We start from the raw sequence: 26,100 nt of genomic DNA on the forward strand, positions 1-26,100 counted from the left end.
GTTATGGCCCGTGGGGTTAACAAAGTCATTCTGGTCGGTACCTGCGGCCAGGATCCCGAAGTCCGCTACCTGCCCAACGGTAACGCCGTGACCAACCTGAGCCTGGCTACCAGCGAGCAATGGACTGACAAGCAGTCGGGCCAAAAGGTCGAGCGTACCGAATGGCACCGTGTGTCGCTGTTCGGCAAGGTTGCCGAAATCGCCGGCGAATACCTGCGCAAAGGTTCGCAGTGCTACATCGAAGGCAAACTGCAGACCCGTGAGTGGGAAAAGGACGGCATCAAGCGCTATACCACTGAAATCATCGTCGACATCAACGGCACCATGCAGCTGCTCGGCGGTCGCCCGCAGGGCCAGCAAGGCGGTGACCAGTACAACCAGGGTGGTGGCAACTACGGTGGTGGCCAGCAGCAGTACAACCAGGCCCCGCCCCGCCAGCAGGTTCAGCGTCCGCAGCAAGCGCCTCAGCGTCCGGCACCCCAGCAGCCAGCACCCCAGCCGGCAGCGGACTTTGACAGCTTTGATGACGATATTCCGTTCTGATCAGCGCGATCATTTCGCGCAAACACTAAAAACCCAGGGCAATTGCCCTGGGTTTTTTTATGTCTGAAGCTGGGCTTCAGTTAACTGTTCACGCCTAGCCATCAAGCGCCGCCTCGGCAAATGCTGCATCCAGCTCAGGCGTTGCACCGCTGATTCCAATACCGCCGATATGCTCGCCATTGGCATCGACGATTGGTAGTCCGCCCTGGAGCAAGGTGATTCGCGGCAGCGAGGCATATGGGTTGGCTGGCGAGGCTGCACGACCTTTGGAGGAAAGCGGAAAACGCGCCGAAGTCGTGGCTTTGAGCTGGGCGGCATTGATATTGTGAGTGCCAGCGCCGTCCATGCGATGGAAGTGTTTGAGGTTGCCGTGTTTGTCGACGATGCTGATAACGATCGAAAACCCCTGCACGCGAGCGGCCTGTTCGGCAGCAGCAGCCATGCGCTGGGCTTGTTGTGCGCTGAGGGCCTCGGCATGGGTATGCACCGTAAGCAATGAGGTACTCAACATCAGCCAGGCTAACGTGAACTTCTGAGTCATGCGACACCTTCCGTGGGAATTTTCGGCAGCTTTACAGGTAGAAGCTGGAAAATCTGTAGTCCGTTTCCTCGTTTGCTGTCAGGCGTATCTCCGTGACCTGTAGGGTATGCGGCAATCAAGTGACCCATGTCATCGCACCTTCTCGATTCTTGACTAGTCTTATCTACTGGCGGCCATCAGTCTGCCGCCACCGTGACTAAGCAAGAGGCGCCGGCCAAGCTCCGTGCGTCCAAACCTGATCAGGAGTGCACGATGGACCTCAACCGTCGGCAGTTCTTCAAGGTCGCCGCCGTCGGCCTTGGAGGCTCGAGCCTGGCGGCGTTGGGCATGGCCCCAACGCCGGCATTCGCCGAGCAGGTGCGTCATTTCAAACTGACGCACACCAAAGAAACCCGTAACACTTGCCCCTACTGCTCGGTCGGCTGTGGCTTGATCCTGTACAGCCAGGGTGATGCAGGCAAAAACGTCAAACAGAGCATCATCCACATTGAAGGTGATGCCGATCACCCGGTTAACCGTGGCACCCTGTGCCCCAAAGGTGCCGGGCTGCTCGACTTTATCCACAGCCCTAGCCGTCTCAAGTACCCCGAAGTGCGCAAGGCGGGCAGCAATGAGTGGGTGCGGGTCAGTTGGGATGACGCCCTTGACCGCGTCGCCGAGCTGATGAAAAAGGACCGGGATGCCAATTTCATTGCCAAGAACGCACAGGGCCAGACGGTCAACCGCTGGGTGAGCACTGGTTTTCTTGCTGCCTCTGCCGCGTCCAGCGAGGCTGGCTACCTGACCCACAAGGTCATCCGTGCAACCGGCATGCTGGGGTTCGATAACCAAGCGCGTGTCTGACACGGCCCGACGGTGGCAAGTCTTGCCCCGACGTACGGCCGTGGCGCCATGACCAATCACTGGTCCGATATCGCCAACGCGAATCTGGTCCTGGTGATGGGTGGCAACGCAGCAGAAGCGCATCCGTGCGGCTTCAAATGGGTGACCGAAGCCAAGGCGCACAACCAGGCGCGGCTGATCGTGGTCGACCCGCGTTTTACCCGTACCGCTTCGGTGGCCGATTACTACGCGCCGATCCGTACCGGTACCGACATCGCTTTCATGGGCGGGCTGATCAACTATCTGCTGAGCAACGACAAGATCCAGCACGAGTACGTGCGTAATTACACCGACGTGTCGTTCATCGTCAAAGAGGGCTACGGCTTCGAGGACGGGCTGTTCAGCGGCTACGACGAGGCCAAGCGTGTCTACGCGGACAAATCCGGCTGGGGCTACGAGCTGGGTGAGGACGGCTTCGCCAAGGTCGACCCGACGCTGCAGCACCCGCGTTGCGTTTTCCAACTGATGAAGCAGCACTACAGCCGCTACACCCCTGAACTAGCGAGCATGACCTGCGGCATGCCCCAGGACGCGATGATGAAGGTCTGGGAAGAGATCGCCAGTTGCTCGGTGCCGGGCAAGACCATGACGATCCTCTACGCTCTCGGCTGGACGCAGCATTCGATCGGTGCGCAGATCATTCGCAGTGCAGCCATGGTCCAGCTGCTGTTGGGCAACGTTGGCATGCCTGGCGGTGGCGTCAACGCTTTGCGCGGGCACTCCAATATCCAGGGCCTGACCGACCTCGGGCTGCTGTCCAACTCCTTGCCAGGCTACCTGACCCTGGCAGGCGACGCCGAGCAGGATTACACCGCCTACATCGATAAGCGTGCTTCCAAGCCGCTGCGTCCAGGCCAATTGTCGTACTGGCAAAACTACGGCAAATTCCACGTCAGCCTGATGAAGGCCTGGTATGGCCCCAATGCAACCGCAGACAACAATTGGGGCTACGACTGGCTACCCAAGCTCGACGTACCGGCATACGACGTATTGCGCATGTTCGAGATGATGAGCCAGGGCAAGGTCAATGGCTACATCTGCCAAGGCTTCAACCCGATTGCCGCGCTGCCGGACAAGAACCGCGTCACGGCGGCGCTTGGCAAGCTCAAATGGTTGGTGATCATGGACCCACTGGCCACCGAAACTTCGGAGTTCTGGCGCAATGCTGGGCCTTTCAACGACGTCGACACGGCCAATATCCAGACTGAAGTGATACGCCTGCCCACCACGTGCTTTGCCGAGGAGGACGGCTCGCTGGTCAACAGTAGCCGCTGGCTGCAGTGGCACTGGAAAGGCGCAGATGGCCCGGGAGAGACACGTACCGACGTGCGCATCATGAGCGAGCTGTTCATTCGGCTGCGCCAGCGGTACCAGGCCGAAGGGGGCGCCTTCCCCGACCCACTGCTGAACATTCACTGGCCGTACAAAATTCCCGAAGAGCCCTCGCCGGAAGAGTTGGCCAAAGAGATGAACGGCTGGGCCGTTACTGACATGACCGATCCGGCCGGTGCAGCCATCAAGGCTGGCCAGCAGTTGTCTGGTTTCGGTCAGCTCAAGGACGATGGCAGCACTGCTTCGGGCTGCTGGATCTTCTCTGGCTGCTGGACCGAGCAGGGCAACCAGATGGCCCGGCGCGACAACAGCGACCCGTACGGCATGCATCAGGTGCAGAACTGGGCCTGGGCGTGGCCGGCCAACCGCCGCATTCTCTATAACCGCGCATCGAGTGACACTCAGGGCAAACCTTGGGACCCGGACAAGAAGCGGCTGGTATGGTGGAACGGCAAGGCCTGGACCGGCACCGACGTGCCCGACTTCAAGGTCGACTCGCCACCGGAGGCGGGGATGAACCCCTTCATCATGAACCCTGAAGGCGTGGCTCGGTTCTTCGCCATCGACAAGATGGCCGAAGGCCCGTTCCCCGAGCATTACGAGCCGTTCGAGACCCCTATAGGTATCAACCCTCTGCACCCGCAGAACAAAAAGGCCACCAGCAACCCGGCCGGGCGGATCTTCGACTCCGTATGGGAAAGCCTCGGCACCCATGACGAGTTCCCTTACGCGGCCACTACCTACAGGCTCACCGAACACTTCCATTTCTGGAGCAAGCATTGCCGGCTGAACGCCATTGCCCAGCCTGAGCAGTTCGTCGAGATTGGCGAGGTGCTGGCCAACGAAAAAGGTATCAAGGCCGGTGATCGAGTGCGGGTATCGAGCAAGCGCGGGCACATCGATGCGGTAGCGGTGGTGACCAAGCGTATTCGTCCGCTGATGGTCAACAATCAGACCGTGCATCAGATCGGTATCCCGTTGCATTGGGGCTTCACCGGCACCACGCGGCACGGCTACCTGACCAACACCCTGGTGCCGTTCCTGGGTGACGGCAATACCCAGACGCCGGAGTCCAAGTCGTTCCTCGTCAAAGTGGAGAAACTCTGATGGCCAGCCAAGACATCATCGCCCGCTCGGCCACCACCACGGCTCCACCTTCGGTACGCCAGCTGGAGCAGGTTGCCAAGCTGATTGACACCACCAAGTGCATTGGCTGCAAGGCTTGCCAGGTGGCATGTTCTGAGTGGAACGAACTGCGTGACGAAGTCGGCCATAACCATGGCACTTACGACAACCCGCAAGACCTCAGCGCCGAAACCTGGACCTTGATGCGCTTCACCGAGCACGAACGCGACGACGGTAACCTGGAATGGCTGATCCGCAAGGACGGCTGCATGCATTGCGCTGACCCAGGTTGCCTGAAAGCCTGCCCGAGCCCGGGGGCCATCATCAAGCACGCCAACGGCATCGTCGACTTCAATCAGGACCACTGCATCGGTTGCGGCTACTGCATCACCGGCTGCCCGTTCAACATCCCGCGCATTTCGCAGAAAGACAACAAGGCGTACAAGTGCACCCTGTGTTCCGACCGCGTGGCTGTGGGCCTGGAGCCGGCCTGTGTGAAAACCTGCCCCACTGGGGCGATCGTCTTCGGCAGCAAGGAAGAAATGAAGGTGCACGCTGACGAGCGCATCGTCGACCTCAAGTCGCGCGGTTACGACAAGGCTGGCCTGTATGACCCTGATGGCGTCGGCGGCACCCACGTGATGTATGTGCTGCACCATGCCGACACGCCAAAGCTGTACGCCGGCCTGCCGGACCAGCCGGTGATCAGCCCGCTGGTGGGTTTGTGGAAGGGCATTACCAAACCACTGGCGCTGTTGGCCATGGGCGCGGCGGTGCTGGCTGGGTTCTTCCACTACGTGCGTGTGGGCCCGCAACGGGTGGAAGAAGACGACCACCCGACATCTGTGGACGAGAGCGTGCATCAGGTGGACCCGGCGGTCCATGTCTATGATCCAACCAAGCCCGGTGGGCAAGGGGAGCCGCGGCCATGAACGACAACAAACCCATCCTGCGCTACACCGCCAATGAACGCACCAACCACTGGATCGTCGCAATCCTGTTCATGATGGCGGGGCTCTCCGGGCTGGCGCTGTTCCACCCGGCATTGTTCTGGCTCAGCCATCTGTTCGGTGGGGGCCCCTGGACGCGCATCCTGCATCCGTTTCTGGGCGTAGCGATGTTCGTGTTTTTCCTAGGGCTGGTGGTGCGTTTCTGGCGTGCCAATTTCATCACCGCCAACGACCGCCTGTGGCTGCGCCGGGTTGATCGGGTAATGCTGAACCAGGAGCAGGGCGTGCCACCGGTCGGTAAATACAATGCCGGGCAGAAGCTGCTGTTCTGGACGCTGCTTGCGTGCATGCTGGTGCTCCTGCTCACAGGGGTGGTGATCTGGCGTGCATACTTCAGCCACCTGTTCGGTATCGAGGTCATCCGCCTTTCGGCGCTGGCCCACGCACTGGCAGCCTTCGTGCTGGTGCTGAGCATTATCGTGCACATCTACGCCGGTATCTGGATCAAAGGCTCGATCAGCGCCATGCTGCATGGCTGGGTCAGTCGCGCTTGGGCGCGTAAGCACCATGAATTGTGGTACCGCGAGGTAACTGGCGATAAAACTCGGGGCAATCACGGACGCAAAGAAGGATGAGCGCTTGAGCACGATACTGGAACCTGGGCAGATCGAAGCGTCGGCGGTTATGCCGCCGTTTCTGCATCTGCCGCCTGGCGATTTGTTCGCACAACGCGCGCAGCGCCTGGAGCACCTGGCCGAGGGTCACGCCTTGGCGGACTACCTGAGGCTGGTAGCTCAGCTTTGTCGGGTGCAGCAGCTGCTTGTGGATAACCCGCCCGCCGGCTTACCCGTGGCCGAGGCACGTCAGCGCTTGTGCATAAGTCATGGACTTCCCCCCTTGGCAGCTGACAGTCTGGTGCGTGAGGGCCCTTGGCTGGTCTGGTTGCAAGCACTGCTCGCGCACTTGAGCAGTGAAGCCACCGGGGCGCTGGGCGAAGCGTTGCGAGCGTTGCGCGCCAGTGACCAGGGGCAGCGCAAGGGTTGGGGTATCGCCCTGCTTGCCGGGCAATACGATGCGGTGCCTGCAGCGCTGGTGCCGTTCCTTGGTGCTGCCTTGCAGGCTGCCTGGTCAAGTTGGTTGCTGGCACTGCCAGCTACCGAGCTCAAACCTGCGGGCAGCCTTGCGCAGTGCCCCGCCTGCGGCTCGCCCGCCATGGCCGGTGTGGTGCGTAACCGTGGTAAGCACAATGGCTTGCGCTACCTGGCCTGTTCGCTATGTGCCTGTGAATGGCATGTAGTGCGCGTGAAATGTGTTTATTGCGAGTCGAGCAAAAATTTGCGCTATAGCAGCCTGGAGGATGATCGCCACGCGCCGGGCAAGGCGCCGCTGCGTGCTGAATGCTGCCCGGGCTGTCAGAGCTACTTGAAGCAGAGCTACCTGGAGAATGACGCGGCGGCCGAGCCGCTGGCTGACGATCTGGCTAGCCTTGCGCTGGATATACGCTTGGACGAGGAGGGCTTGCATCGCTTGGCACCGAACCTGATGCTCGCGCCTGGGTCGTAGCTCGGGTCTACACTGAAATACCACTTCGCTTGCTTGGCGGCGGTTCGAGTCGTAGAGCCGCCGAGAAAGGCCAGCACAGACAACGGATCAGTCCAAGGTAGTACCGCATGTCCTCCAGCCTCACCTGCCACGCCCCACGCCTGCCGTCCATCGATACCCTTCTGCGCCACCCGGCTTGCATACCGCTGATCGACCGGCACGGCCGCGATGCTGTTCTGGCTACACTGCGCCAACTGCTCGACGACCTGCGCGGCCCCGCGCTCCATGGCCAGCTCAGTACCGCCGAGCTTGGCGCTGAAGTGCTGCTGGGGCGCACGGGCGAGCGGCTGCTGGTGCAGCAGCGCAGCCAGGTGCGTCGCGTGTTCAACCTGACAGGAACGGTGCTGCACACCAACCTCGGCCGCGCGCTGCTCCCAGATGAAGCCATCGAGGCGATGCAGATGGCCGCGCGCTACCCGCTCAACCTTGAGTTCGACCTGGCTACCGGCAAGCGCGGCGACCGTGATGATTTGATCGAAGGTCTGATTCGCGAATTGACCGGCGCCGAAGCCGTGACCGTGGTCAACAACAATGCCGCTGCAGTGCTGCTGGCGCTCAACAGCCTGGGGGCACGCAAAGAGGGCATCATTTCGCGTGGCGAGCTGATCGAGATCGGCGGTGCCTTTCGCATCCCTGACATCATGGCTCGCGCTGGCGTGAAGCTGCACGAAATCGGCACTACCAACCGCACGCACGCCCGTGATTATGAAGCCGCCATCGGTCCACGCACTGGCCTGCTGATGCGTGTGCATTGCAGCAATTACAGCATTCAGGGCTTCACTCACCAGGTCGAGACGGCGCAGCTTGCGCAGATCGCCCACCAGCATCAATTACCTCTGCTCGAAGACCTCGGCAGCGGCAGCTTGCTCGACCTTACTCGCTGGGGCCTGCCGGCCGAACCCACGGTGCGCCAAGCCCTAACCGATGGCGCAGATATCGTCACCTTCAGCGGCGACAAGCTGCTCGGTGGCCCGCAGGCAGGAATCATCGTCGGGCGCAAGGACCTCATCGCCAGGATCAAGAAAAACCCACTTAAACGGGCATTGCGCGTCGACAAGATCACCCTCGCCGCACTTGAAGCGGTGCTGGCGCTGTATCGCGACCCCGACCGCTTGGCCGAGCGTCTGCCGAGCTTACGCTTGCTCACTCGTGGCCAGGCCGAAATTCAGGCCCAGGCCGAGCGCCTTGCCCCAGAGCTCAAAGTGCGCCTGGGCGAGCAGTGGCATGTTGGCGTCGAGCCGGCACTGGGCATGATTGGAAGCGGTAGCCAGCCGGTGGCACGCCTGCCCAGCGCGGCACTGTGCCTGCGCCCGCAGGTGTCGAAGAAACTGCGTGGCCGCAGCCTGCACGTGCTGGAGCGTGCTCTGCGCGCCTTGCCGGTGCCAGTGCTCGGGCGCATCAATGATGACGCCCTGTGGCTCGACCTGCGTCAGCTGGACGATGAAGCGCAGTGGCTAGCACAATTACCAGCCTTGCAATTGGGGCCTGTGCAGTGATCGTCGGGACAGCCGGCCATATCGACCACGGCAAGACCGCGCTGCTTGAGGCACTCACCGGCCAGGCCGGTGACCTGCGTCAGGAAGAACGCGCTCGGGGCATGACGATCGATTTGGGTTACCGCTACGTGGCGCTTGCAGATGGGGCTGCCTTGACCGGCTTCATCGACGTGCCGGGTCACGAGCGTTTTATCCACAACATGTTGGCCGGTGCCCATGGTATCGATCTAGTGTTGCTGGTGGTGGCCGCCGATGATGGGGTGATGCCCCAGACCCGCGAACACTTGGCGATCATCGAGCTGCTGGGCATTGCGCAAGCGCTGGTAGTGATCAGCAAATGTGACCGTGTGGAACCCGAACGCTTGGCACAGGTGCAGGCGCAGATCAGTGCGTTACTGGCCCATGGGCCTTACGCCAAGGCGCGGCAATTCCCCGTATCGAGCCTCACCGGCCAGGGAATCGAGGTGCTGCGCCGGGCCTTGCTGGAGGCTGAAGCACAGGGGCGCCAACGCAGCCCACGCGGTGGCTTTCGGTTGGCGGTGGATCGTGCGTTTGCCGTCACCGGAGCCGGGATAGTCGTCACCGGCACTGCCCTGGCAGGGCGGGTGAGTGCAGGCGACACATTACTGCTAGGCAAGGCGGGGAAGCCGGTGCGTGTGCGTGGCCTGCATGCGCAGAACCAGGTTGCCCTGGTGGCCGAGGCCGGCCAGCGGGTGGCGCTGAACATTGCTGCTGAGCGCTTGGCACTTGAGCAGGTGCACCGCGGGGACTGGCTGGTGCCCCAATGGTTGCATGCGCCCAGTGTGCGAGTGGATATCGACCTTACCCTGCTGCCCGGCGAAAGCCGTGCCTTCGAGCACTTCAGTGCTGTGCATGTGCATCTTGGTACCCAGGATGTCACCGCCCGAGTGGCGTTGCTCGAGGGTCAAAGCCTGGCTGCCGGGCAGCGTATGTTCGCGCAATTGCTGCTTAATGCGCCTTTGCAGGCAGTGCACGGGGACCGCCTGGTATTGCGCGACCAGCGTGCCCAGCGCACGCTCGGCGGGGGCAAAGTGCTTGACCCGTTCGCCCCAAGCCGACAGCGTCGCAGCGACGAACGCTTGCGCCAGTTGCAGGTGCTGCGCGCTGCAGATGATCTGGAGCAAGCGCTACCGGCACTGCTCGCCAGTGCTCAAGGCGGCTTGGATCCACAGCGTCTTGAGCGCCAGTTCAATCGCCAGCGCGAAACCTGGCTTTTGCCCGAAGATGTGCTGGTAGTCGCCACGCGCCAGGGGCCGTTGCTGTTTGCCAAATGTCGATGGCATGCGCTCAGGCAGCAACTGCTCGAGCAACTGGCACGCTTGCACGAGCTGGAGCCCGACCAGCTCGGCCCTGACCGCGACCGCCTGCGCCGCTTTGCTGGCCTGGCGCTGGAGCGGCCGGCGTTTGTCAGCCTGCTCGACGAGTTGCTCAGTGACCAACTGCTGTCCAGCAGTGGGCCATGGCTGCATTTGCCGGAGCACAAGGTACAGCTGAGCGCTGCCGATAGCGCAATGTGGGGGCGGCTGGAGCCGAGGCTGCTGGCAGGCGAATACGACCCGCCCTGGGTCAGGACGTTGGCAGCCGAAGAGCAATGTGCCGAAGCGGATGTGCGCTTGCTGCTTCGCAAGCTAGCGCGTTTGGGCCTGGTGCATCAGGTGGTACGCGACCTCTTCTACCCGCAGCAGACGCTTAAGCGCATGGCAGCACTGCTGCTCAAGCAGATGGAGGATACGCCAGTAGTGCAGGTTGCCGCGTTTCGCGATATGTTGGGCATCGGTCGCAAGCGCAGTGTGCAGGTTCTCGAATACTTCGACCGCATTGGCTTCACCCGCAGGGTGGCCGACCAGCGCTACATCCGCGCCGACAGTGCATTGGCCCAGCAGCAGGCCGGGCACTGAGTACAAGGAAGGCAATCGCGCCCGGTGGCGCGGCCGGGCTTCAAACCCGGTTGGGGACGGCAGCCGTTCCCGGGCAGGTTCGACTCCCGCTGCCTTCCGCCACTTTCACCGGCAATCAGGCGCGTTCCCCGCAAAGGTCCAACGCAAACCACTGTTCGGCTGCATCGACATCCAGGCCGGCGCCCAGCAGTGCGAACATCTTGCCCAATGCAGCTTCCCGGGTCATGCCGCCGCCACTGACTAGCCCGGCGCTACGCAAGCGGTTACCCGCTGCGTAGGTGTCGAATACCACCGACCCTTCCGGGCACTGGCTGATGGCGGCCAGCAGGACACCGCGCTGGCGCGCTGCACGCAGCACTTCCAGTAGCGCCTGGTCATCCGATGGCCCGGTACCACTGCCATAGCACTCCAGTAGCAAGCCCTGCACGCCGCTTTCGAGTACGGCTTGAAGATGTACCGCTTGCAGGCCTGGGTATACCGGCATCACCGCCAGGTTGACCGGTTGGCGCCGTTGCCGATAGTCCAGGGCGGCAGGCCACTGGCCGGCCCGTTCACCTTCGCGGTGGCGTGGCAGTGCAGCGAAGGCGTCGAAGGCCTCGCTGCGTAGCTTCGAAGCCCGGCAGCCATGCAGCAACTGGCCGTGGAAATACAGCTGCACACCACTGTCCAGGCCCTTTTCGACCTGCCGCAGGGCCCCGCACAGGTTGTCCCAGGCATCACTGCCCGGTGCCCCGGCTGGCAGCATCGAGCCGGTCAGCAACACCGGCACCGGCAGGCCCAGTAGCAAGAAAGACAACGCTGCGGCGCTGTAGGCCAGACTGTCGGTGCCATGCAGCACCATCACGCCATCATGGCCGGCATCCACCGCCGCGACGATGGCTTCGCGCATCGCCAGCCAGTTGTGCTGCTGCATGTTGGCGCTGTCGAGCAGCGGGTTCATTTCCTGCAGCGTCCAGTGCACCTGTGGTGCATCGGGCAGTTGGGCGAGGTGTTCGCGCATGCGCACATCGAAACCACCGGCCGGCGCGAGGCCTTCTGCGGTTTCCAGCATGCCGATGGTGCCGCCGGTGTAGAGGACGAAAAGGTTCTTGACTGCACGCATGGAGAGCATCCGTAGCGGGGAGCGAAAGTAGAGCAGCCGCCCACGGACGGGGCGGCTGGGCAGGGCAGAATATCAGCGCTGGGTTTGCGCTTGGCCGACGGCTTTGTCAGCGACTGTTTCCGCTTGCGGGTTGGCAGGCCAAGCATTGCGGTCAAGGTCCAGGTCAGCGAACTTCGACGAGTCGAATACCGGCTGCTTGATACCGGCCTTGCGCTGCTCGTCGTAGTCACGCATCACCCGCAGGCCGACCTTGAACAGCAGGGCCAGGGCGATCAGGTTGACGAAGGCCAGGCAGGTCATGGTGATGTCTGCGAACGCGAAGACCGTGGACAGGTCCTGCATCGAGCCCCAGACCACCAGCGCCAGTACTAGGCCACGGAACACCATGAGCACGGTGCGGTTGCGGCTGAGGAACTGCAGGCTGTTTTCGCCCAGGTAGTAGTTGTAGAGGATGCAGGTGAACACGAACAGCGACAGCGCAATGCTGACGAACAGGCGGCCCCAGTCACCCACCACGGCGGCCAGCGAGTTCTGGGTCAGGACGATGCCGTCACCTTCGAAGCCTGGGGTGTAGAAGCCCGACAGCAGAATCAGCAAGGCGGTGCAGGTGCAGATCACGAAGGTGTCGAGGAACACGCTGAATGCCTGGACCACGCCTTGAGCACCTGGGTGCTTCACGGCAGCTACGGCGGCTACGTTCGGTGCACTGCCCAGGCCTGCTTCGTTGGCGAATACGCCACGTTTCACACCCATGACGATGGCGCTGCCGAGCAGGCCGCCGAAGGCTGGGTCGAGACCGAAGGCGCTCTTGAAGATGGTTTCCAGCATGGCAGGCACGTGTTCGATCTGAGTGCCGATCACGTACAGGGTTACGCCGATGTAGGCCAGGGTCTTGACCGGTACCAGCAGGTCCGACACGGCCGCGATGCGCTTGATGCCACCGATGAAAGTGATGGCCAACAGCACTGCCAGGACGATGCCGGTGTGTTGCGGGTCAAAGGCGAAGGCGTTCTGCAGCGAGTGGGTCACGGTGTACGACTGCAGGCCGATGAAGGCGAAGCCGTAAGTGACCAACAGCAGGATCGAAAACACGATAGCCATGCTTTTGCGCTTCAGGCCGTGCTGGATGTAGTACGCCGGGCCGCCACGGTACAGGCCATCGCCGTCGGCGCGCTTGTACACCTGTGCCAAGGTACATTCAAAGAAGCTGCTGGCCATGCCGACCAGGGCTGTGACCCACATCCAGAATACCGCGCCTGGGCCGCCCATGGTCACGGCGATGCCGACACCGGCAATGTTACCGGCGCCAACGCGGCCGGCAAGGCTCAGCATCAAGGCCTGGAAGGAGCTCAACTGGCCTGCCTGGCCACGCAGCGATTCCTTGAAAACGGCGAACATATGGCCGAAGTGGCGGAACTGAACGAACCGCGAGCGGATGGTGAAGTAACCGCCGAGACCGACGATCAGCACGATGAGGAGTTTCCCTGAGAGGAAATCGTTAAGTGCTTCGAGCATTGGAAAATGACCTCGATTCTTATTGTTCGCATGGAATGACTAGCGGACGGCAGGCGCACCACTATTCGTTGGGGCGCATGGTTGGCCATGACAAGACTCGTTACAATTTCGCGGTTTGCTCCGTTTTGGTGCGACTTGATGCTACACTTGCGTCATTCGCGTCACCTGAGTCTGCTGTCATGAGCGATCACTTCGCCAACAATCTCAAATTGGCTTGTAGCCACTACCGCTCTATCTCCGAAGTTTGCCGCCAGCTGTCAATCAACCGTGCCCAGTTCAACAAGTACCTGAGCGGGCAGAGCCGTCCGACGGCTTACAACCTCAAGCGCATTGGCGATTTCTTTGGCGTGGAAGATTACGAGCTGAATTTGCCACCCGAGCAGTTCAGCCGCTTGATCGGTGCACGGGTGTCGACGCCAGCCGAGCAACCCGGCGATCCGATCAGTGAATTGTTCCGCCCGCTGCATGATCACGCCGGCAATCTTTCGCGCTATTGCGGCTATTACTTCGAATACTCCAACTGCATGTCGGTCCCCGGCACCATCCTGGTGTCGCTGGTGCATCTGTGGGAAGAGCGGGGCCGCTTTCTGTTCGAGCGCCAGGAGCGTCAGGAGCGTTCCAGCTCTGCCGACCAGCATGCCGAAGTGCGGTGCCGCTATCTGGGTGCGGCGTTTCAGCTGCAGGATCGACTTTTCCTGATCGACTATGAGTCGCTGACCTACAACGAGATGAGCCAGACCATTCTCATTCCAAGCTTCAAAAGCCGCATCACTCGGCTAAACGGCCTCAAGGCCGGCGTTTCCAGCGGCGACCGTCGCAACCCCGCTTGCACGCGTGTGGTGTGGGAGTATTTGGGTGAAGAGATAAACCGCATCAACGCCTATCGGCAGGTCAAGCTGTATCAGCCGGATGATTCGCGGATCGATGACGACGTGCGCGAGCGCTTGAGCGTGGCGCCTTTGCGCAATGGGTTGTTTGAGATCGAGTGACGTTATCAAAGCAACGCGGCGTGGAAACGCAGCCATTCACCTATCGGATGACCTGCGCTGAGAAGCAACTTGATAGCCATCAAGCAGCACACAGTAACCAGCAGCGGTTTGATCAGTTTAGGTCCGAAGTAAAGTGCACAACGAGCGCCGAACTGAGCGCCAATGATGGCGCAGGCGGCCATAGCCAGCGCCAATGGCCATATGACGGCACCGCTGAAGATGAATACCGACAACCCCCCAAGGTTGCACGAGGCATTGAGCAGCTTGCTGCTACAGATCGCCTGCATAAGGTGCTGACCCAAGAGCAACGTGAAAGCGATCATGAAAAATGAACCGGTACCCGGACCAAAGATACCATCGTAAAAACCGATGCCTGGAGCCACAACGAGTGCGAAGGTCCAATGAGGTAGCCGTTGTTTGCGATCCTGATTGTCGAGCTTGGGGCTAAGCGCAAAATAGATGGCTACTGCTATTAGTAGAATTGGGACTGAAGCCTGGAGCATTGCCCTATCGAGCAAGCTGATTGAAAAGGCCCCTGCAACGCCTCCGAAAAAGGCTAATAAAGCCATCGGCCAGATCGCTTGCCATTGGATCATGCGTTTTCGAGCAAACGCCCAGACTGCCGAAACACTGGCTGATGAAGCCTGCAACTTATTGGTCGCCATTGCAGCCAATGGATCAATTCCGGCGATGAAAAGTGCCGGAAGCGTCAGCAAGCCTCCACCTCCCGCAATGGCATCGAAGAATCCGGCTAGGAACGCAACAGCGGCAAGCAGGCACACTGTGGAAATTTCGATTTCCATCTACAGTTCTCCAATCTTATCCGCGAACGACGAGTGGGTCTGACTGAAGCACTAGAGCTTTGGTGTGTGGCGCATAAGCGAAGAGCCGAATCAGTAGCCTTCGGTTGCTGAATTCAATTGCGCAAATATTACCAAGTGAGAAGGCATCAAGTTGCACCAGCTGTTTGGCCGTGAATTTCTTTTTAAGTTTTAGTGCTAGATCCATTGATAATGCTGCAGTCCCTGGTGTTTCGGGCCCGCCCGCGGCAGCTATATGGCGGCACGCCCTATCCAGGATACGGGCTTGACTTTGCTGAAACTTAAAATAGGCGACATCCTGAGGTTCTTCGGCGCAACTTCCTGTCATGGCTTTTTCCTTGCGTGTAAGAATAGGTTGAAACTTCATGATGTAATGGAGCTATTTGGTCAGTTTTTTCTAATGTTGGATGCAGTACGTGGTCACTTAGGTCTGTAGGGCTTTTCTTATGGGGTGGTAGGCCTGAAGCACCCAGGAAGCCGTGCACCTCGGGTTGGACTTCCCCGCCTGGAAACCGCAAAATGCCCCTTTCCCCAATCACTCTGTTCGGATCTGCTGACTCTATGCGTATGCGCCTGATGCTGTTGGGTGGTGGCAATGCCCTTGGGCAAGCGCTGATTCGTCTCGGGGCCGAGGAGGACATCGCATTCCTGGCGCCGCGCCCGCCGGAAGACGGCTGGGCCCCGGCCAGCCTCACTCAGCTGCTCGACGATCACCGCCCCGATGCCCTGGTCAACCTGGCCTACTATTTCGACTGGTTCCAGGCCGAGTCGGTCAGCGAACCGCGCCTTGCTCAGCAGGAGCGGGCGGTGGAGCGGCTGGCGGAGTTGTGTCAGCACCACCAGATCACGTTGGTGCAGCCTTCCAGCTACCGGGTGTTCGACGGCTCGCGGGCCACGGCCTATAGCGAAAAGGATGAGCCGATGCCGCTGGGGGCGCGCGGCCAGGCGCTTTGGCGCATCGAGCAGAGCGTACGCGCCGCCTGTCCGCAACATGTGCTGCTGCGGTTCGGTTGGTTGCTGGATGAGAGCATCGACGGGGTCCTGGGGCGCTTTCTGACCCGCGCCGAGCAGCCGCAGGAGCTATTGCTGGCCGATGACCGCCGTGGCAACCCCACACCGGTCGACGATGCTGCCCGGGTGATCTTGTCGGTGCTCAAGCAACTCGATTGCAGTGCGCCGCTCTGGGGCACTTACCACTACGCCGGCAACGAGGCGACCACGCCACTGGTCCTGGGCCAGGCCATTCTGACCGAGGCCGGGCAGCATCGGCAGCTGGCGGTACAGGCACCGACTGCGCAAGCCCATGCCTTGCGGCCGGACGCCAGTGAGGAGCCGCAGAACGCAGTGCTGGCCTGCAAGAAAATTCTTCACACTTTCGGCATCAAGCCGCGCGCCTGGCGCGCAGGTTTGCCGCCATTATTGGATCGATTCTACCGCCATGGCTAACGCCCCCATCCTGATCACCGGCGGCGCCGGCTTCATTGGCTCCCACCTGTGCGATGCGTTACTGGCTAAAGGCTATGCGGTACGTGTTCTCGACGACCTTTCCACCGGCAAGCGCGACAACTTGCAACTGAGCAACCCGCACCTGGAACTGATCGAGGGTGATGTGGCCGATGCTCAGCTGGTTCAGCGCGCCGTCGCCGGTTGCCGCGCCGTGGTACATCTGGCGGCGGTGGCGTCCGTGCAAGCCTCAGTCGAAGACCCGGTGAAGACTCACCAGAGCAACTTCATCGGCACGCTGAACGTTGCCGAGGCGATGCGCGTTCATGGCGTGCGCCGTGTGCTGTTTGCCTCCAGTGCGGCGGTATACGGCAACAATGGCGAAGGGGAGTCGATTGCCGAGGAAACCTCCAAGGCGCCCTTGACGCCCTATGCGGTAGACAAGCTGGCCAGCGAGCAGTACCTCGACTTCTACCGCCGGCAGCATGGGCTGGAACCGGTGGTATTCCGCTTCTTCAATATCTTTGGCCCGCGCCAAGACCCTTCCTCGCCATACTCGGGCGTCATCAGCATATTCAGCGAGCGCGCCGCCCAAGGCTTGCCAATCACTGTGTTCGGCGATGGCGAGCAAACTCGTGACTTCCTCTACGTCGGTGATCTGGTGCAGGTGATGGTGCAGGCGCTGGAGCTCGCGCAGGTGGAGGAGGGGGCGGTGAACGTGGGCCTGAACCAGGCAACCTCGCTCAACCAGATGCTCAAGGCGTTGGAACAGGTGGTGGGTAGCTTGCCGGCAGTCCATTATGCCCAGGCCCGCTCGGGTGATATCCGCCATTCGCGGGCGGACAACCAGCGCCTGCTGGCGCGCTTCGATTTCCCGCAGCCCACCTCGATGGTCGAGGGGCTGGCAAAGTTGCTTGGCAAAGCCTGAACCTGGCAACGCAACTGGGGCCGCTACGCGGCCCCAGTTGATGAGCATCAGATATTAGCTGACGGGCGTTAGGCTACTGCCGCCTTTTTCCCCAGGTCAGAACTTGTAACCAAGGCCAACCATGTACACCCATGGATCGACATCCACGTCGACCTTGGTCTTGCTGTAGCCCAGAGCAGTCGGGCCATTGACGCTGGCCTTGGTGTCGATGTCGACATACCACACCGCGGCGTTCACCAGCAGGTTGTCGGTGATCATGTAGTCCATGCCCAACTGGCCGGCGAGGCCTACCGAATCCTGCAATTTGAGGTTGCTGAAGCCTTGTTGCTTGCGCTGGCCTGTGAGGTCTTCATCGAAGAACAGGGTGTAGTTGATGCCAACCCCGGCATAAGGCTGGAACTTGGAGGTGGGCTCCATTGGGTAGTACTGCACTGACAGGGTCGGTGGCAGTTGCTTGATGTCGGCCAGTTTGCCGTCCAGGCCTGCGCCGAGGCCTTTCACCCCGACACTGTGCTTGAAGGGCGTCGCCGCCAGCAGTTCCAGGCCAACGTGATCGGTCAGCATGTAGGCGAAGGCCAGGCCCAATTGGGTGTCGCTGTCCAGGGTAGCCTTGGTGCCCGAAACCTTGTTGCCATCGAATTTCAGGTCGCTGCTGCTCTCGTTCGGCGCAGTGGTAATGGCACCTGCACGGACGATGACATCACCCGCCTGGTGGGCGTAGGCAACTGGGGTGGTGAGCGCAAGGGCCACTAGCGAGGCGCCGAGCAAGGACTTGTTCATGGAAGCTCCCAAAGGACGTGATTAAACGAATGGTCCAATGGTACGGAGCCGGCTAAACGCATTGTTTGACCCAGCTCAACGAAGCGTCGTTACAAATTAGAAACAGTTCTCACTTGAGCACATACGCATAGATTTTCTCGGCTTCCATCTGGTAGCCGGCATCGGCCAACTCGCTGCTGGAGGCTCTAACCTGCATCTTTCCCTCGATCCAGTACGGCTGGTAGAGGTCCTCCACACGCACACCCATTTCGCTGAAGATATGCACGATCTGATTGGATGGCGGGGGCGGCACATGGATGCAGGCGCCGTAGTAAGGCACCAGCAGAAACTCTGTGGTGCGGCCCTCCTCACTGACCTCGAGCGGCACGATATAGCCCGGGATCTTCACCTGCTGGCCATCAAGGCTCTGCACCACCGGGGCATCGGGCGCCTGTTGGCGCGCCGCAGGGGCAGACTCGGCAGACAGGGCATCGCTTAATTGCGACATGTCGTGCAGCGGCGCCAGTTGAGGCGGGATGACCGGCGCGCCCTCAGGAATCAGCGCAGGCCAGTCCAGCTCGCGCACCTCGCTCGCCCACAGCGGGGCTGCGAGGCACAAGATCGATAACAGCAGTACCCGGAGCATGGTGCCTCTCAAAGGTGAATCGACAAGCCGTCGGCCAGCGACTGCCGATAGGCGCGCCAGGCCGGTACGCTGCCCATCAGCAGCGCGGCGCCAAGGATGATCGCCAGCAGCGTCCACTCATGTGCGCTGGGCAACGCCAACGGCAGGTAAAGGCCGTAGTTGGCCTGAACGTAGCCTTGCGCCAGGGCGATGCCTGCGTACAGCAAACCCAGCCCTGCCGCGATGCCGGTGACGGCCAGCGCCAGCGCTTCGAGTACCAGCAACCCGGCGATATGCCAGGGGCGTGCGCCCACCGAACGCAGGATGGCCATTTCCCGGCGGCGCTCGTTGAGGCTGGTGAGAATCGCCGTGAGCATGCCGATCAAACCGGTCAGCACCACGAACAACGACACCACGAACAACGCCTGCTCGGCGGTGCCCATCAGGCTCCACAGTTCCTGCAAGGCGACCCCAGGCAAAATCGCCAGCAGCGGCTCGCTGCGGTACTCGTTGATTTCGCGCTGCAGGCTGAAGGTGGCGATCTTGTTGTTCAGCCCAAGCATGAATGCGGTGATGGCGGCAGGTTGCAGGTCCATGGTGCGCGCCTGGTCCGCACTGATGCGGCCTGCGCCACGGGCCGGCACGCCATTGTGCCAATCGATATGAATCGCCTCCATGCCCGCCAGGCTGATGTGCAGGGTACGGTCGACCGGCGTACCGGTGCGTTTGAGCACGCCGACAACGGTGAAGGGTTTGTCGTCATGCTTGACCAGGCTGATCGCGGCGACACCGTGCGCCAGCACTAGCTTGTCGCCAAGCTTGTAATGCAGCGCGTCGGCCACTTCGGCACCGAGCACCACCTCGAACGGATCGCTGGCGAACTCACGGCCTTGGCTCAGCTCCAGATGCTGCCGGCGGCCATACTGGTAGTGACTGAAGTAGTCACCCGTGGTGCCCATCACCCGGTAACCCCGGTGCGAGTCACCCAGCGAAATGGGGATCGCCCATTTTACCCGGGGGTCATGGGCATAGTGCTGGTAGCTGTCCCAGCGTATGTTGTTGGTGGCGTTGCCAATACGAAACACCGAATACAGCAGCAGGTTCACCGAGCCGGAGCGGGCACCGACAATCAGGTCGGTACCGCTGATGGTGCTGGCGAAGCTGGCACGCGCTTCGGTGCGCACACGTTCGACGGCCAACAGCAGGCACACCGACAGAGCGATGGCGAAGGCGGTGAGAAAGGCCGTGAACCGGCGGTTGGCCAGGCTGGCCAGGGCAAGGCGAAGCAAGTACATCAGGCCTCCCGGGGCTTGGCGGCGCGGTTGAGTTCTGCCAGGGACAGATGGCGGTCGAACAGCGGCGCCAGGCTCTGGTCATGGCTGACGAACAGCAGACTGGAGCCCGCCGCGCGGCACTCGTCGAACAGCAGACGGATGAACACTTCGCGGGTATCGGCATCCAGTGCCGAGGTCGGCTCGTCGGCAATCACCAGTTCAGGCTGGCCGATCAGAGCCCGTGCTGCGGCCACGCGTTGCTGCTGGCCGATCGATAGGCTGTCGGCCCGGCGCGCCAGCAGCGCCGGTTCGCCCAGGCCCAAGTGCGCCAGCAGTTCACTGGCCGCCTGGTCGACACTGCCATGGCGCTGGGTAGCACGCTGGGCGCGGCTGCGCGAGAAGCGGCAAGGCAGCTCGACATTTTCCCTTACCGAAAGGAAGGGCAGCAGATTGAACTGCTGGAAAATGTAGCCAGTGTGGTCGACTCGAAAGCGGTCACGCGCACCTTGGCCCAGCAGCGCCAGGTCCTGCCCCAATAGCTGAATACGCCCTTGGCCCGGCCGGTTGACCCCGCCCAGCAAACCCAGCAGCGTGGTCTTGCCGCTGCCGCTGGGCCCTTTGAGGAACAGGGCTTCGCCGGCGTCCAGGCGCAGCGCCGGTATATCCAGCAGGGGCGCCTGGCCGGGCCAGGCGAACACCAGGTCCTGCAGTTCGATCAACGCCTGGCTCATTTCAGAACGTGACCGTGGCCTTGGTGGGCGACGTTTCGACGCCCTTCTGGCCGTTCGGGCCGATCAGTTGCACGTTGATTTTCTGTGTGGCCGGGAACGCCTTGTAGAGTGGGGCCAGGTCGATCTGGGTGAGTTTGGCGGGCGTCGCGCAGGTCAGCTGGTAGTGGGCATTGATGTCGCTGTGAACGTGGCCTTCCTCGTGCTCATCACCGTCGTCGTCTGCCTTCGCCGCGTCGCCGAACAGCGGGCTTTGCAGCTCTTGCTGGTCGTCCTTGCAGCCAGCGGCCGAGGCCAGGGCAAATAGCTTGAGCGGTTGCTCGAGCTGCTGGCGCACAGCCGCCACCTTAGCCTTGTCGGCATCGCTGCTGGCCATGTGCTCGAAGCCCACTAGGTTCATTGCCGGGCTATCGAGCTCCAGCTCCAAAGTATTGCCGTCAAGTACGACGTTGAGCTTGGCGACGCCATGTTCGTGGGCGCCAAGGGTGCCGTGGGTATGATCGTGGTCATGATCTTCATGGGCTTGGGCGGCAGCCAGGGGTAGCAGAGCGAAAGGCAGGGCGAGCAGCAAACGACGCATGGACGACTCCGGAAGCGGGGCTGGTATTATGGTTATGTTATAACAACTTTTTAGTCCGCTGCCAGCCTGTGTAGCGCAGGTTTCATGTTGCGGTAGCATGGCGGCATTGACCTGAGCCTCTGGAGCAGACTGTGAGAATTCGTGGACAGATCGGTGAATGGCCGGTGGACTTGACCCTTGAACTAGAACCCCATGAGTGGGCCCAGTTACGGCGCGAGGCTGAGGTGCCAGCCCCGCTGCCGGTTCCCGATGCGGCTGTGGTTGCCACGCCGCGCCAGAACGATGGGCAGTGGGCAGCAGCGTGTGAGGTGTTGCGCCAGGCGGGTACGATGAACGGGCCGGCGTTGCTGGACCGCCTCGAAGCATTGACCGGTAGCACGGCGGCGGGTAAGCGGCTGCTGGTCCGGTTGCGGCACAGCCGTGAGGTGAGAGTGGAAAGTGGTGTGCACGCCCCGGTTTATCACTGGGTGGGCTGAGCTGCACTATAGATTGGGGCCGCAAAGCGGCCCCGGCATTCTCAGAACATCGCCGAAGACAGGCGGCGGCGGTACACGCCGACCAATGGGTGGTCGCTACCCAGCAGCTCGAACACCTGCAGCATGGCTTTTTGTGGCAGGCCGTTCTCGTAACCACGGTTGCGCTGGAACAGTTTGAGCAACCCCTCCAATGCCGCCTCGTATTGCTGGCGTGCCAACTGCTGGATGCTCAGCTGGTACGCCGCCTCGTCATCTTGCGGGTTCTGCGCCAAACGGCTTTTAAGGTCTGCGACCTCCGGCAGGCTGGCGGCCTGACGCAGGAAGGTAAGTTGCGCCTTGGCACCGGCCAGGGCGGCCTTGTGTTCGTCGCCCTTGACTGCGTCCAGGACCGTTTGAGCCTCGCCTAGCTCACCGCGCTCGGCCAGGCAGCGGGCATAGTAGATCAGCGCCTCGGCGTTGCTGTTGTCTTCGCTCAGCAACTGTTGCAGCGCGGCTTCGGCTTCGGCGAAGCGGCTTTCGGCGAACAGCGCCTTGGCGTGCTCCAACGGCGAAGCGGTCGGTGCGGCCGGCAGTTGCACATGCGGCTCGAGCATGGCCCGGATCGCCGACTCCGGCTGGGCGCCGGCAAAGCCGTCGACAGGTTGGCCGTCCTTGAACAGCACCACGGTCGGCAGGCTACGAATGCCGAACTGGGCCACCACTTGCTGCTCGACATCGCAGTTGATCTTGGCCAGCAGCAATTCGCCCTGATAGCCCTCGGCGATTTTCGCCAGCAGCGGCATCAACGCCTTGCAGGGCGCGCACCACTCGGCCCAGAAGTCCACCAGTACCGGCTTGTGGAAGGAGTTCTCGATCACCAGTTGCTGGAAGGTGGCATCGGTGACATCGAAGATGTAAGGGGTTTCCTGGCTCATCGCGACTCTCGCAAATCCGTGAATGGCATCACTATAAAGGCTCGCGGCTGGCGTGGTACAGGCTGACCCTGCGGAATTCGTGTGGCTCTGCCAGGTCCGGCAGGGTCAAGGCTTCGAGCACGCCAAGGGCTCGGTACAGCGGATGGTTGAAATCACGCACGCGCGAGTCCGCCACCAAGGCCTGGCGGCCACGATCCAGAAAGGCATCGAGCAGTGGCAGGTTGGCGCGGTCGTACAGCACATCAGCAACCAAAATCAGGTCGAAGCGGTCGGCTTCGGCGAAGAAATCGCTGCTGTAACCCAGCTCGACCGCATTGAGCTGAGCATTGGCGCGGCAGGCCTGCAACGCCAGCGGGTCGAGGTCGCAGGCCACTACTTCCAGTGCCCCCGCGCGCGCGGCGGCGATCCCGGCGATGCCCGAGCCTGCCCCAAAGTCCAGTACGCGCTTGCCGGCAACCCACTCAGGGTGCGCGGCCAAGTAGCGGGCCATGGCCAGGCCGCTGGCCCAGCAGAAGCTCCAGTACGGCGGCTCCTCGAGGATGCGTTGAGTTTCTTCGCTGGTGAACGCGCGGTCCATGTTCTGATCGTCGATCAGCCACAGTTTCAGTTCGCACTCCGGCAGCTCGCTGATCACCAAGCGCGCTTCGCCAATCAGGCCACTGAGGGCCTGCTGCAGGGCAAGCGGCGGCACTTATGGCGCCTTTTCGAAGCGCAGCGGGCCGGTAGCCTGGGTCTGGGCCTGAATGATACGCACGGGGGGCAGGTGCATGATCAGTTGGCCAGAGCGGCTGGCACGGCCACGCAGCTCGACCCGGGCCCCGGCGGGGAAAGCCTCGGGGTTGAAACGCAGGTGATAGGGCAGGGGTTGGCCAGTGCCGGTCAGGGTACTGCTGGCCAGAAGCTGTTGCGGACGATCACGGTCATCGATGACCAGCAGCGCCAGTTCCACGTCTGCGCCAGCCGGAATTTCCAGCAGTGTGCCGCTCAATTCACGCTGATAGGCCGGCAGCGGGCCGAGCGGTTCGACGTTCTTGGCCACCTTGGCCGGTACTGGCGCAGGGGCTGTTGCGGTTTTTGGGCGGTCACTGCCGCAAGCGGCTAGCAAGCAAGTGCAGCACAGTACGACGAGCGCACGACGAGGCATGGGTGGGTCCTTCACGGGCAGAATTGTATGGATGTTAACCCCTTTGGCTTGTCTTGCCAGTGCAATGCGCTACCATGGCCCTCCCTTTTTTTGTTGCCTGCCACCATGCACTGTCCCTTTTGCGGTGCCAACGACACCAAGGTCATCGACTCGCGTCTGGTCGCCGAGGGCGAACAGGTGCGCCGCCGCCGTGAGTGCGTCGCCTGCGGCGAGCGTTTCACCACCTTCGAAACCGCCGAACTGGTGCTGCCCCGCCTGATCAAGCAGGACGGTACCCGCCAGCCGTTCGATGAAGACAAGCTGCGCGCTGGCATGCAGCGCGCGCTGGAAAAACGCCCGGTCAGCGTCGAGCGCCTGGAAGCGGCGCTGGCGCACATCAAAAGCCGCCTGCGCGCCACGGGCGAGCGCGAAGTCAAATCGCTGGTAGTGGGTGAACTGGTCATGGCCGAGCTGCGCAAGCTCGACGAGGTGGCTTACATCCGCTTCGCTTCGGTGTACCGCCGCTTCCAGGACCTGGACGAGTTCCGCGAAGAGATCGATCGCCTGGCCCGCGAGCCGGCTAAAGAGTGAGCATGCCCAGCCAGACCGCGATCCTCGATGCCCATTACATGGCCCGCGCGCTTGAGCTGGCGCGCAAGGGCATCTACACCACTCACCCTAACCCGCGTGTCGGCTGCGTGATCGTTCGCGATGGCCGAGTGGTCGGGGAAGGCTGGCACGTTAGGGCCGGTGAGCCACACGCCGAAGTGCATGCGCTGCGTCAAGCCGGTGAGCTGGCCCGCGGCGCCTGCGCGTATGTGACCCTGGAACCGTGCAGCCACCACGGCCGCACGCCACCGTGCGCCGAGGCGCTGGTCAACGCGGGGGTGGCCCGGGTGGTCGCCGCGATGCAGGACCCCAACCCCCAAGTGGCTGGCCAAGGCTTGCGGCGCCTGGCCGAGGCAGGCATAGAAGTTGCCAGCGGCCTGCTCGAAGCCGAGGCCCGGGCCCTCAACCCCGGCTTTCTCAAACGCATGGAGCACGGCTTGCCATTCGTGCGCGCCAAGCTTGCGATGAGCCTGGATGGGCGCACCGCCATGGCCAGCGGCGAAAGCCAGTGGATCACCGGCCCCGCTGCCCGCTCGGCGGTGCAGCGCTTGCGTGCCCGTGCCAGCGTGGTGCTGACCAGCGCCGCCAGTGTGCTGGCCGACAACGCACGGCTGACCGTACGTGCAGCCGAACTGGGCCTGGACCCTGAGGCCACTGCCTTGGCGTTGAGCCGTACACCGCTGCGTGTGCTGGTCGATGGCCGTTTGCGCCTGCCCCTGGACGCCCCGTTCTTCCAGGCCGGCCCGGCGCTGGTGGCCACCGCCGTCGCAGATGACCCACGCTATGCTGCTGCTGGCCATGAGCTGCTCAGCCTGCCCGGCGACAATGGCCAAGTGGACCTGCCGGTCCTGCTGCAGGCGCTGGCCGCTCGCGGAACCAACGAGATTCTGCTCGAGGCCGGCCCCGGCCTGGTTGGCGCCTTCGCCCGTCAAGGCCTGATCGACGAGTACCAGTTGTTCGTCGCAGGCACTTTCCTAGGCTCCCAGGCCCGCCCGCTGCTGGATTGGCCGCTGGAGAAAATGAGCCAGGCGCCACGGCTGAAAATCACCGAAATGCGCGCAGTGGGCGATGACTGGCGGGTCACGGCCATCCCTCTGCCGGAGCCCGGCGTATAATGCTCGGCTTGCCCTGCGCAACCTGTTTTTGAGGAAGTCCCCATGTTCACCGGCATCATCGAATCCATCGGCACCATCGGCAGCCTGACCGCAAAGGGTGGTGACGTGCGCGTCTACGTCGAAACCGGCAAGCTCGACCTGGGTGACGTCAAGCTCGGCGACAGCATCGCTGTCAACGGTGTATGCCTGACCGCCGTCGAGCTGCCGGGCAATGGCTTTTGGGCCGATGTCAGCGTCGAGACCCTCAAGCGCACCGCGTTCATCGACCTCAAAAGTGGCAGCAAGGTCAACCTTGAAAAAGCCCTGACTCCCACCACCCGGCTGGGCGGCCATCTGGTCAGCGGCCATGTCGATGGCGTCGGCGAAATCATCTCGCGTAGCGATAACGCGCGGGCCATCCAGTTCCGGGTGCGTGCACCGAGAGAGCTGGCCAAGTACATCGCCCACAAGGGCTCGATCACCGTCGACGGCACCAGCCTGACGGTCAACGAGGTCAATGGCGCCGAATTCGAGCTGACCATTGTCCCGCACACCCTGTCCGAAACCATCATGGCCGACTACCGCGCAGGGCGTCGGGTCAACCTTGAGGTCGACTTGCTGGCCCGTTACCTGGAGCGTCTGCTTCTGGGTGACAAGGCTGCCGAGCCGAGCAAGGGCAGTGGCATTACCGAAAGCTTCCTGGCCGCCAACGGCTTCTTGAAATCCTGAT

General features: G+C 62.1%; 26 protein-coding genes, 1 tRNA gene and 2 pseudogenes. 15 read left to right on the top strand and 14 right to left on the bottom strand.

Annotation, left to right across the window (positions count from 1 at the left end; all coding sequences use genetic code 11):
* Nucleotides 1-3: 3 nt before the first annotated feature.
* Complete coding sequence (locus HU725_RS02450; RefSeq protein ID WP_186478727.1) at nt 4-543, top strand: single-stranded DNA-binding protein; 540 nt, start codon at nt 4-6, stop codon at nt 541-543.
* A 94-nt stretch (nt 544-637) separates the two neighbouring features.
* On the opposite strand, the gene HU725_RS02455 is transcribed toward HU725_RS02450, so the two are convergent.
* Nucleotides 638-1,084, bottom strand: a complete 447-nt coding sequence (locus HU725_RS02455) for a GlcG/HbpS family heme-binding protein (RefSeq protein ID WP_225915511.1) — start codon at nt 1,082-1,084, stop codon at nt 638-640.
* Between the two features lie 252 nt (nt 1,085-1,336).
* Between HU725_RS02455 and fdnG the strand changes: the two genes are divergently transcribed.
* From fdnG to HU725_RS02490, 7 genes are all read left to right on the top strand, one after another.
* The gene (gene fdnG, locus HU725_RS02460) at nt 1,337-4,405 is read left to right on the top strand and encodes a formate dehydrogenase-N subunit alpha (RefSeq protein WP_186478728.1); all 3,069 of its coding nucleotides are present in this window, start codon (nt 1,337-1,339) and stop codon (nt 4,403-4,405) included.
* Nucleotides 4,405-5,355 (top strand): formate dehydrogenase subunit beta, encoded by a 951-nt coding sequence (gene fdxH, locus HU725_RS02465; RefSeq protein WP_186478729.1) that lies wholly within the window; start codon nt 4,405-4,407, stop codon nt 5,353-5,355. The genes fdnG and fdxH overlap by 1 nt, the downstream gene beginning before the upstream one ends.
* On the top strand, nt 5,352-6,008 hold the full coding sequence (locus tag HU725_RS02470) for a formate dehydrogenase subunit gamma (RefSeq protein ID WP_060478909.1): 657 nt from the start codon (nt 5,352-5,354) through the stop codon (nt 6,006-6,008). The genes fdxH and HU725_RS02470 overlap by 4 nt, the downstream gene beginning before the upstream one ends.
* A 4-nt stretch (nt 6,009-6,012) precedes the next feature.
* Nucleotides 6,013-6,936, top strand: a complete 924-nt coding sequence (fdhE, locus tag HU725_RS02475) for a formate dehydrogenase accessory protein FdhE (protein WP_186478730.1) — start codon at nt 6,013-6,015, stop codon at nt 6,934-6,936.
* 107 nt (nt 6,937-7,043) lie between these two features.
* Nucleotides 7,044-8,471 carry an L-seryl-tRNA(Sec) selenium transferase gene (gene selA, locus HU725_RS02480; protein ID WP_186478731.1) on the top strand — a complete coding sequence of 476 codons (1,428 nt, stop codon included), beginning with the start codon at nt 7,044-7,046 and terminating at the stop codon, nt 8,469-8,471.
* A complete protein-coding gene (gene selB, locus HU725_RS02485; RefSeq protein ID WP_186478775.1) occupies nt 8,468-10,390 on the top strand; it encodes a selenocysteine-specific translation elongation factor in 1,923 nt (640 codons plus the stop codon). Before selA ends, selB begins: the two co-directional genes overlap by 4 nt.
* 6 nt (nt 10,391-10,396) lie before the next feature.
* Nucleotides 10,397-10,492, top strand: a tRNA-Sec gene (locus HU725_RS02490).
* A gap of 13 nt (nt 10,493-10,505) precedes the next feature.
* Here HU725_RS02490 and HU725_RS02495 read toward each other — a convergent pair.
* Together HU725_RS02495 and HU725_RS02500 are read right to left on the bottom strand one after the other, a co-directional pair.
* Nucleotides 10,506-11,492 carry an asparaginase gene (locus tag HU725_RS02495; protein ID WP_186478732.1) on the bottom strand — a complete coding sequence of 329 codons (987 nt, stop codon included), beginning with the start codon at nt 11,490-11,492 and terminating at the stop codon, nt 10,506-10,508.
* A gap of 72 nt (nt 11,493-11,564) precedes the next feature.
* Nucleotides 11,565-13,007 carry an alanine/glycine:cation symporter family protein gene (locus HU725_RS02500; protein WP_060478914.1) on the bottom strand — a complete coding sequence of 481 codons (1,443 nt, stop codon included), beginning with the start codon at nt 13,005-13,007 and terminating at the stop codon, nt 11,565-11,567.
* Nucleotides 13,008-13,186: 179 nt separating this feature from the next.
* Between HU725_RS02500 and HU725_RS02505 the strand changes: the two genes are divergently transcribed.
* Complete coding sequence (locus HU725_RS02505; protein WP_060478915.1) at nt 13,187-13,996, top strand: helix-turn-helix domain-containing protein; 810 nt, start codon at nt 13,187-13,189, stop codon at nt 13,994-13,996.
* A gap of 5 nt (nt 13,997-14,001) precedes the next feature.
* Here the strand turns inward: HU725_RS02505 and HU725_RS02510 are convergent, their stop codons facing one another.
* On the bottom strand, nt 14,002-14,799 hold the full coding sequence (locus HU725_RS02510) for a TSUP family transporter (protein ID WP_186478733.1): 798 nt from the start codon (nt 14,797-14,799) through the stop codon (nt 14,002-14,004).
* 16 nt (nt 14,800-14,815) lie between these two features.
* Nucleotides 14,816-15,184: a hypothetical protein gene (locus HU725_RS02515; protein WP_186478777.1), complete on the bottom strand. Its 369-nt coding sequence runs from the start codon at nt 15,182-15,184 to the stop codon at nt 14,816-14,818.
* 194 nt (nt 15,185-15,378) lie between these two features.
* Here HU725_RS02515 and HU725_RS02520 point away from each other — a divergent pair, with 194 nt between their 5' ends.
* Together HU725_RS02520 and HU725_RS02525 are read left to right on the top strand one after the other, a co-directional pair.
* On the top strand, nt 15,379-16,263 hold the full coding sequence (locus tag HU725_RS02520; RefSeq protein ID WP_060478918.1) for a sugar nucleotide-binding protein: 885 nt from the start codon (nt 15,379-15,381) through the stop codon (nt 16,261-16,263).
* Nucleotides 16,256-17,038 (top strand): annotated as a pseudogene (locus HU725_RS02525) (NAD-dependent epimerase/dehydratase family protein); the annotation flags it as partial. The gene HU725_RS02520 and the pseudogene HU725_RS02525, both read left to right, overlap by 8 nt.
* Here HU725_RS02525 and HU725_RS23025 read toward each other — a convergent pair.
* From HU725_RS23025 to HU725_RS02550, 6 genes and pseudogenes are all read right to left on the bottom strand, one after another.
* Nucleotides 16,964-17,236, bottom strand: a pseudogene (locus tag HU725_RS23025) (hypothetical protein); the annotation flags it as partial. The pseudogenes HU725_RS02525 and HU725_RS23025 sit on opposite strands and share 75 nt — an antisense overlap.
* A 48-nt stretch (nt 17,237-17,284) precedes the next feature.
* Complete coding sequence (locus HU725_RS02530) at nt 17,285-17,968, bottom strand: OmpW/AlkL family protein (protein ID WP_060478920.1); 684 nt, start codon at nt 17,966-17,968, stop codon at nt 17,285-17,287.
* A 109-nt stretch (nt 17,969-18,077) separates the two neighbouring features.
* A complete protein-coding gene (locus tag HU725_RS02535; protein WP_186478735.1) occupies nt 18,078-18,593 on the bottom strand; it encodes a DUF3299 domain-containing protein in 516 nt (171 codons plus the stop codon).
* 8 nt (nt 18,594-18,601) lie between these two features.
* The gene (locus HU725_RS02540; protein ID WP_186478736.1) at nt 18,602-19,867 is read right to left on the bottom strand and encodes an ABC transporter permease; all 1,266 of its coding nucleotides are present in this window, start codon (nt 19,865-19,867) and stop codon (nt 18,602-18,604) included.
* Nucleotides 19,867-20,577 (bottom strand): ABC transporter ATP-binding protein, encoded by a 711-nt coding sequence (locus HU725_RS02545; RefSeq protein ID WP_060478923.1) that lies wholly within the window; start codon nt 20,575-20,577, stop codon nt 19,867-19,869. Before HU725_RS02545 ends, HU725_RS02540 begins: the two co-directional genes overlap by 1 nt.
* Nucleotide 20,578: 1 nt before the next feature.
* Nucleotides 20,579-21,154 (bottom strand): DUF2796 domain-containing protein, encoded by a 576-nt coding sequence (locus HU725_RS02550; RefSeq protein WP_186478737.1) that lies wholly within the window; start codon nt 21,152-21,154, stop codon nt 20,579-20,581.
* Between the two features lie 131 nt (nt 21,155-21,285).
* On the opposite strand from HU725_RS02550, the gene HU725_RS02555 reads away from it, so the two are divergent.
* Nucleotides 21,286-21,630: a hypothetical protein gene (locus HU725_RS02555; RefSeq protein WP_186478738.1), complete on the top strand. Its 345-nt coding sequence runs from the start codon at nt 21,286-21,288 to the stop codon at nt 21,628-21,630.
* 41 nt (nt 21,631-21,671) lie between these two features.
* Here the strand turns inward: HU725_RS02555 and trxA are convergent, their stop codons facing one another.
* Genes trxA through HU725_RS02570 form a run of 3 tightly spaced genes read right to left on the bottom strand, consistent with a single transcriptional unit; the run spans nt 21,672 to nt 23,688 of the window.
* The gene (trxA, locus tag HU725_RS02560) at nt 21,672-22,544 is read right to left on the bottom strand and encodes a thioredoxin (RefSeq protein ID WP_060478926.1); all 873 of its coding nucleotides are present in this window, start codon (nt 22,542-22,544) and stop codon (nt 21,672-21,674) included.
* 31 nt (nt 22,545-22,575) lie between these two features.
* Entirely contained in the window at nt 22,576-23,235 is a 660-nt protein-coding gene (locus HU725_RS02565; protein ID WP_186478739.1) for a class I SAM-dependent methyltransferase, read from the bottom strand.
* Entirely contained in the window at nt 23,236-23,688 is a 453-nt protein-coding gene (locus HU725_RS02570; RefSeq protein WP_060478928.1) for a YbaY family lipoprotein, read from the bottom strand.
* Nucleotides 23,689-23,793: 105 nt separating this feature from the next.
* Between HU725_RS02570 and nrdR the strand changes: the two genes are divergently transcribed.
* From nrdR to HU725_RS02585, 3 genes are read left to right on the top strand one after another with little or no spacing between them, the layout of a single operon-like run.
* Nucleotides 23,794-24,258, top strand: a complete 465-nt coding sequence (gene nrdR, locus HU725_RS02575; RefSeq protein WP_016393425.1) for a transcriptional regulator NrdR — start codon at nt 23,794-23,796, stop codon at nt 24,256-24,258.
* A 2-nt stretch (nt 24,259-24,260) separates the two neighbouring features.
* Nucleotides 24,261-25,391 (top strand): bifunctional diaminohydroxyphosphoribosylaminopyrimidine deaminase/5-amino-6-(5-phosphoribosylamino)uracil reductase RibD, encoded by a 1,131-nt coding sequence (gene ribD / locus HU725_RS02580; protein ID WP_186478740.1) that lies wholly within the window; start codon nt 24,261-24,263, stop codon nt 25,389-25,391.
* Between the two features lie 42 nt (nt 25,392-25,433).
* On the top strand, nt 25,434-26,099 hold the full coding sequence (locus HU725_RS02585; RefSeq protein WP_186478741.1) for a riboflavin synthase: 666 nt from the start codon (nt 25,434-25,436) through the stop codon (nt 26,097-26,099).
* Nucleotide 26,100: the final 1 nt, after the last annotated feature.

The sequence above is a fragment of the Pseudomonas promysalinigenes genome, assembly GCF_014269025.2.
GTDB classification, from domain to species: Bacteria; Pseudomonadota; Gammaproteobacteria; order Pseudomonadales; family Pseudomonadaceae; genus Aquipseudomonas; species Aquipseudomonas promysalinigenes.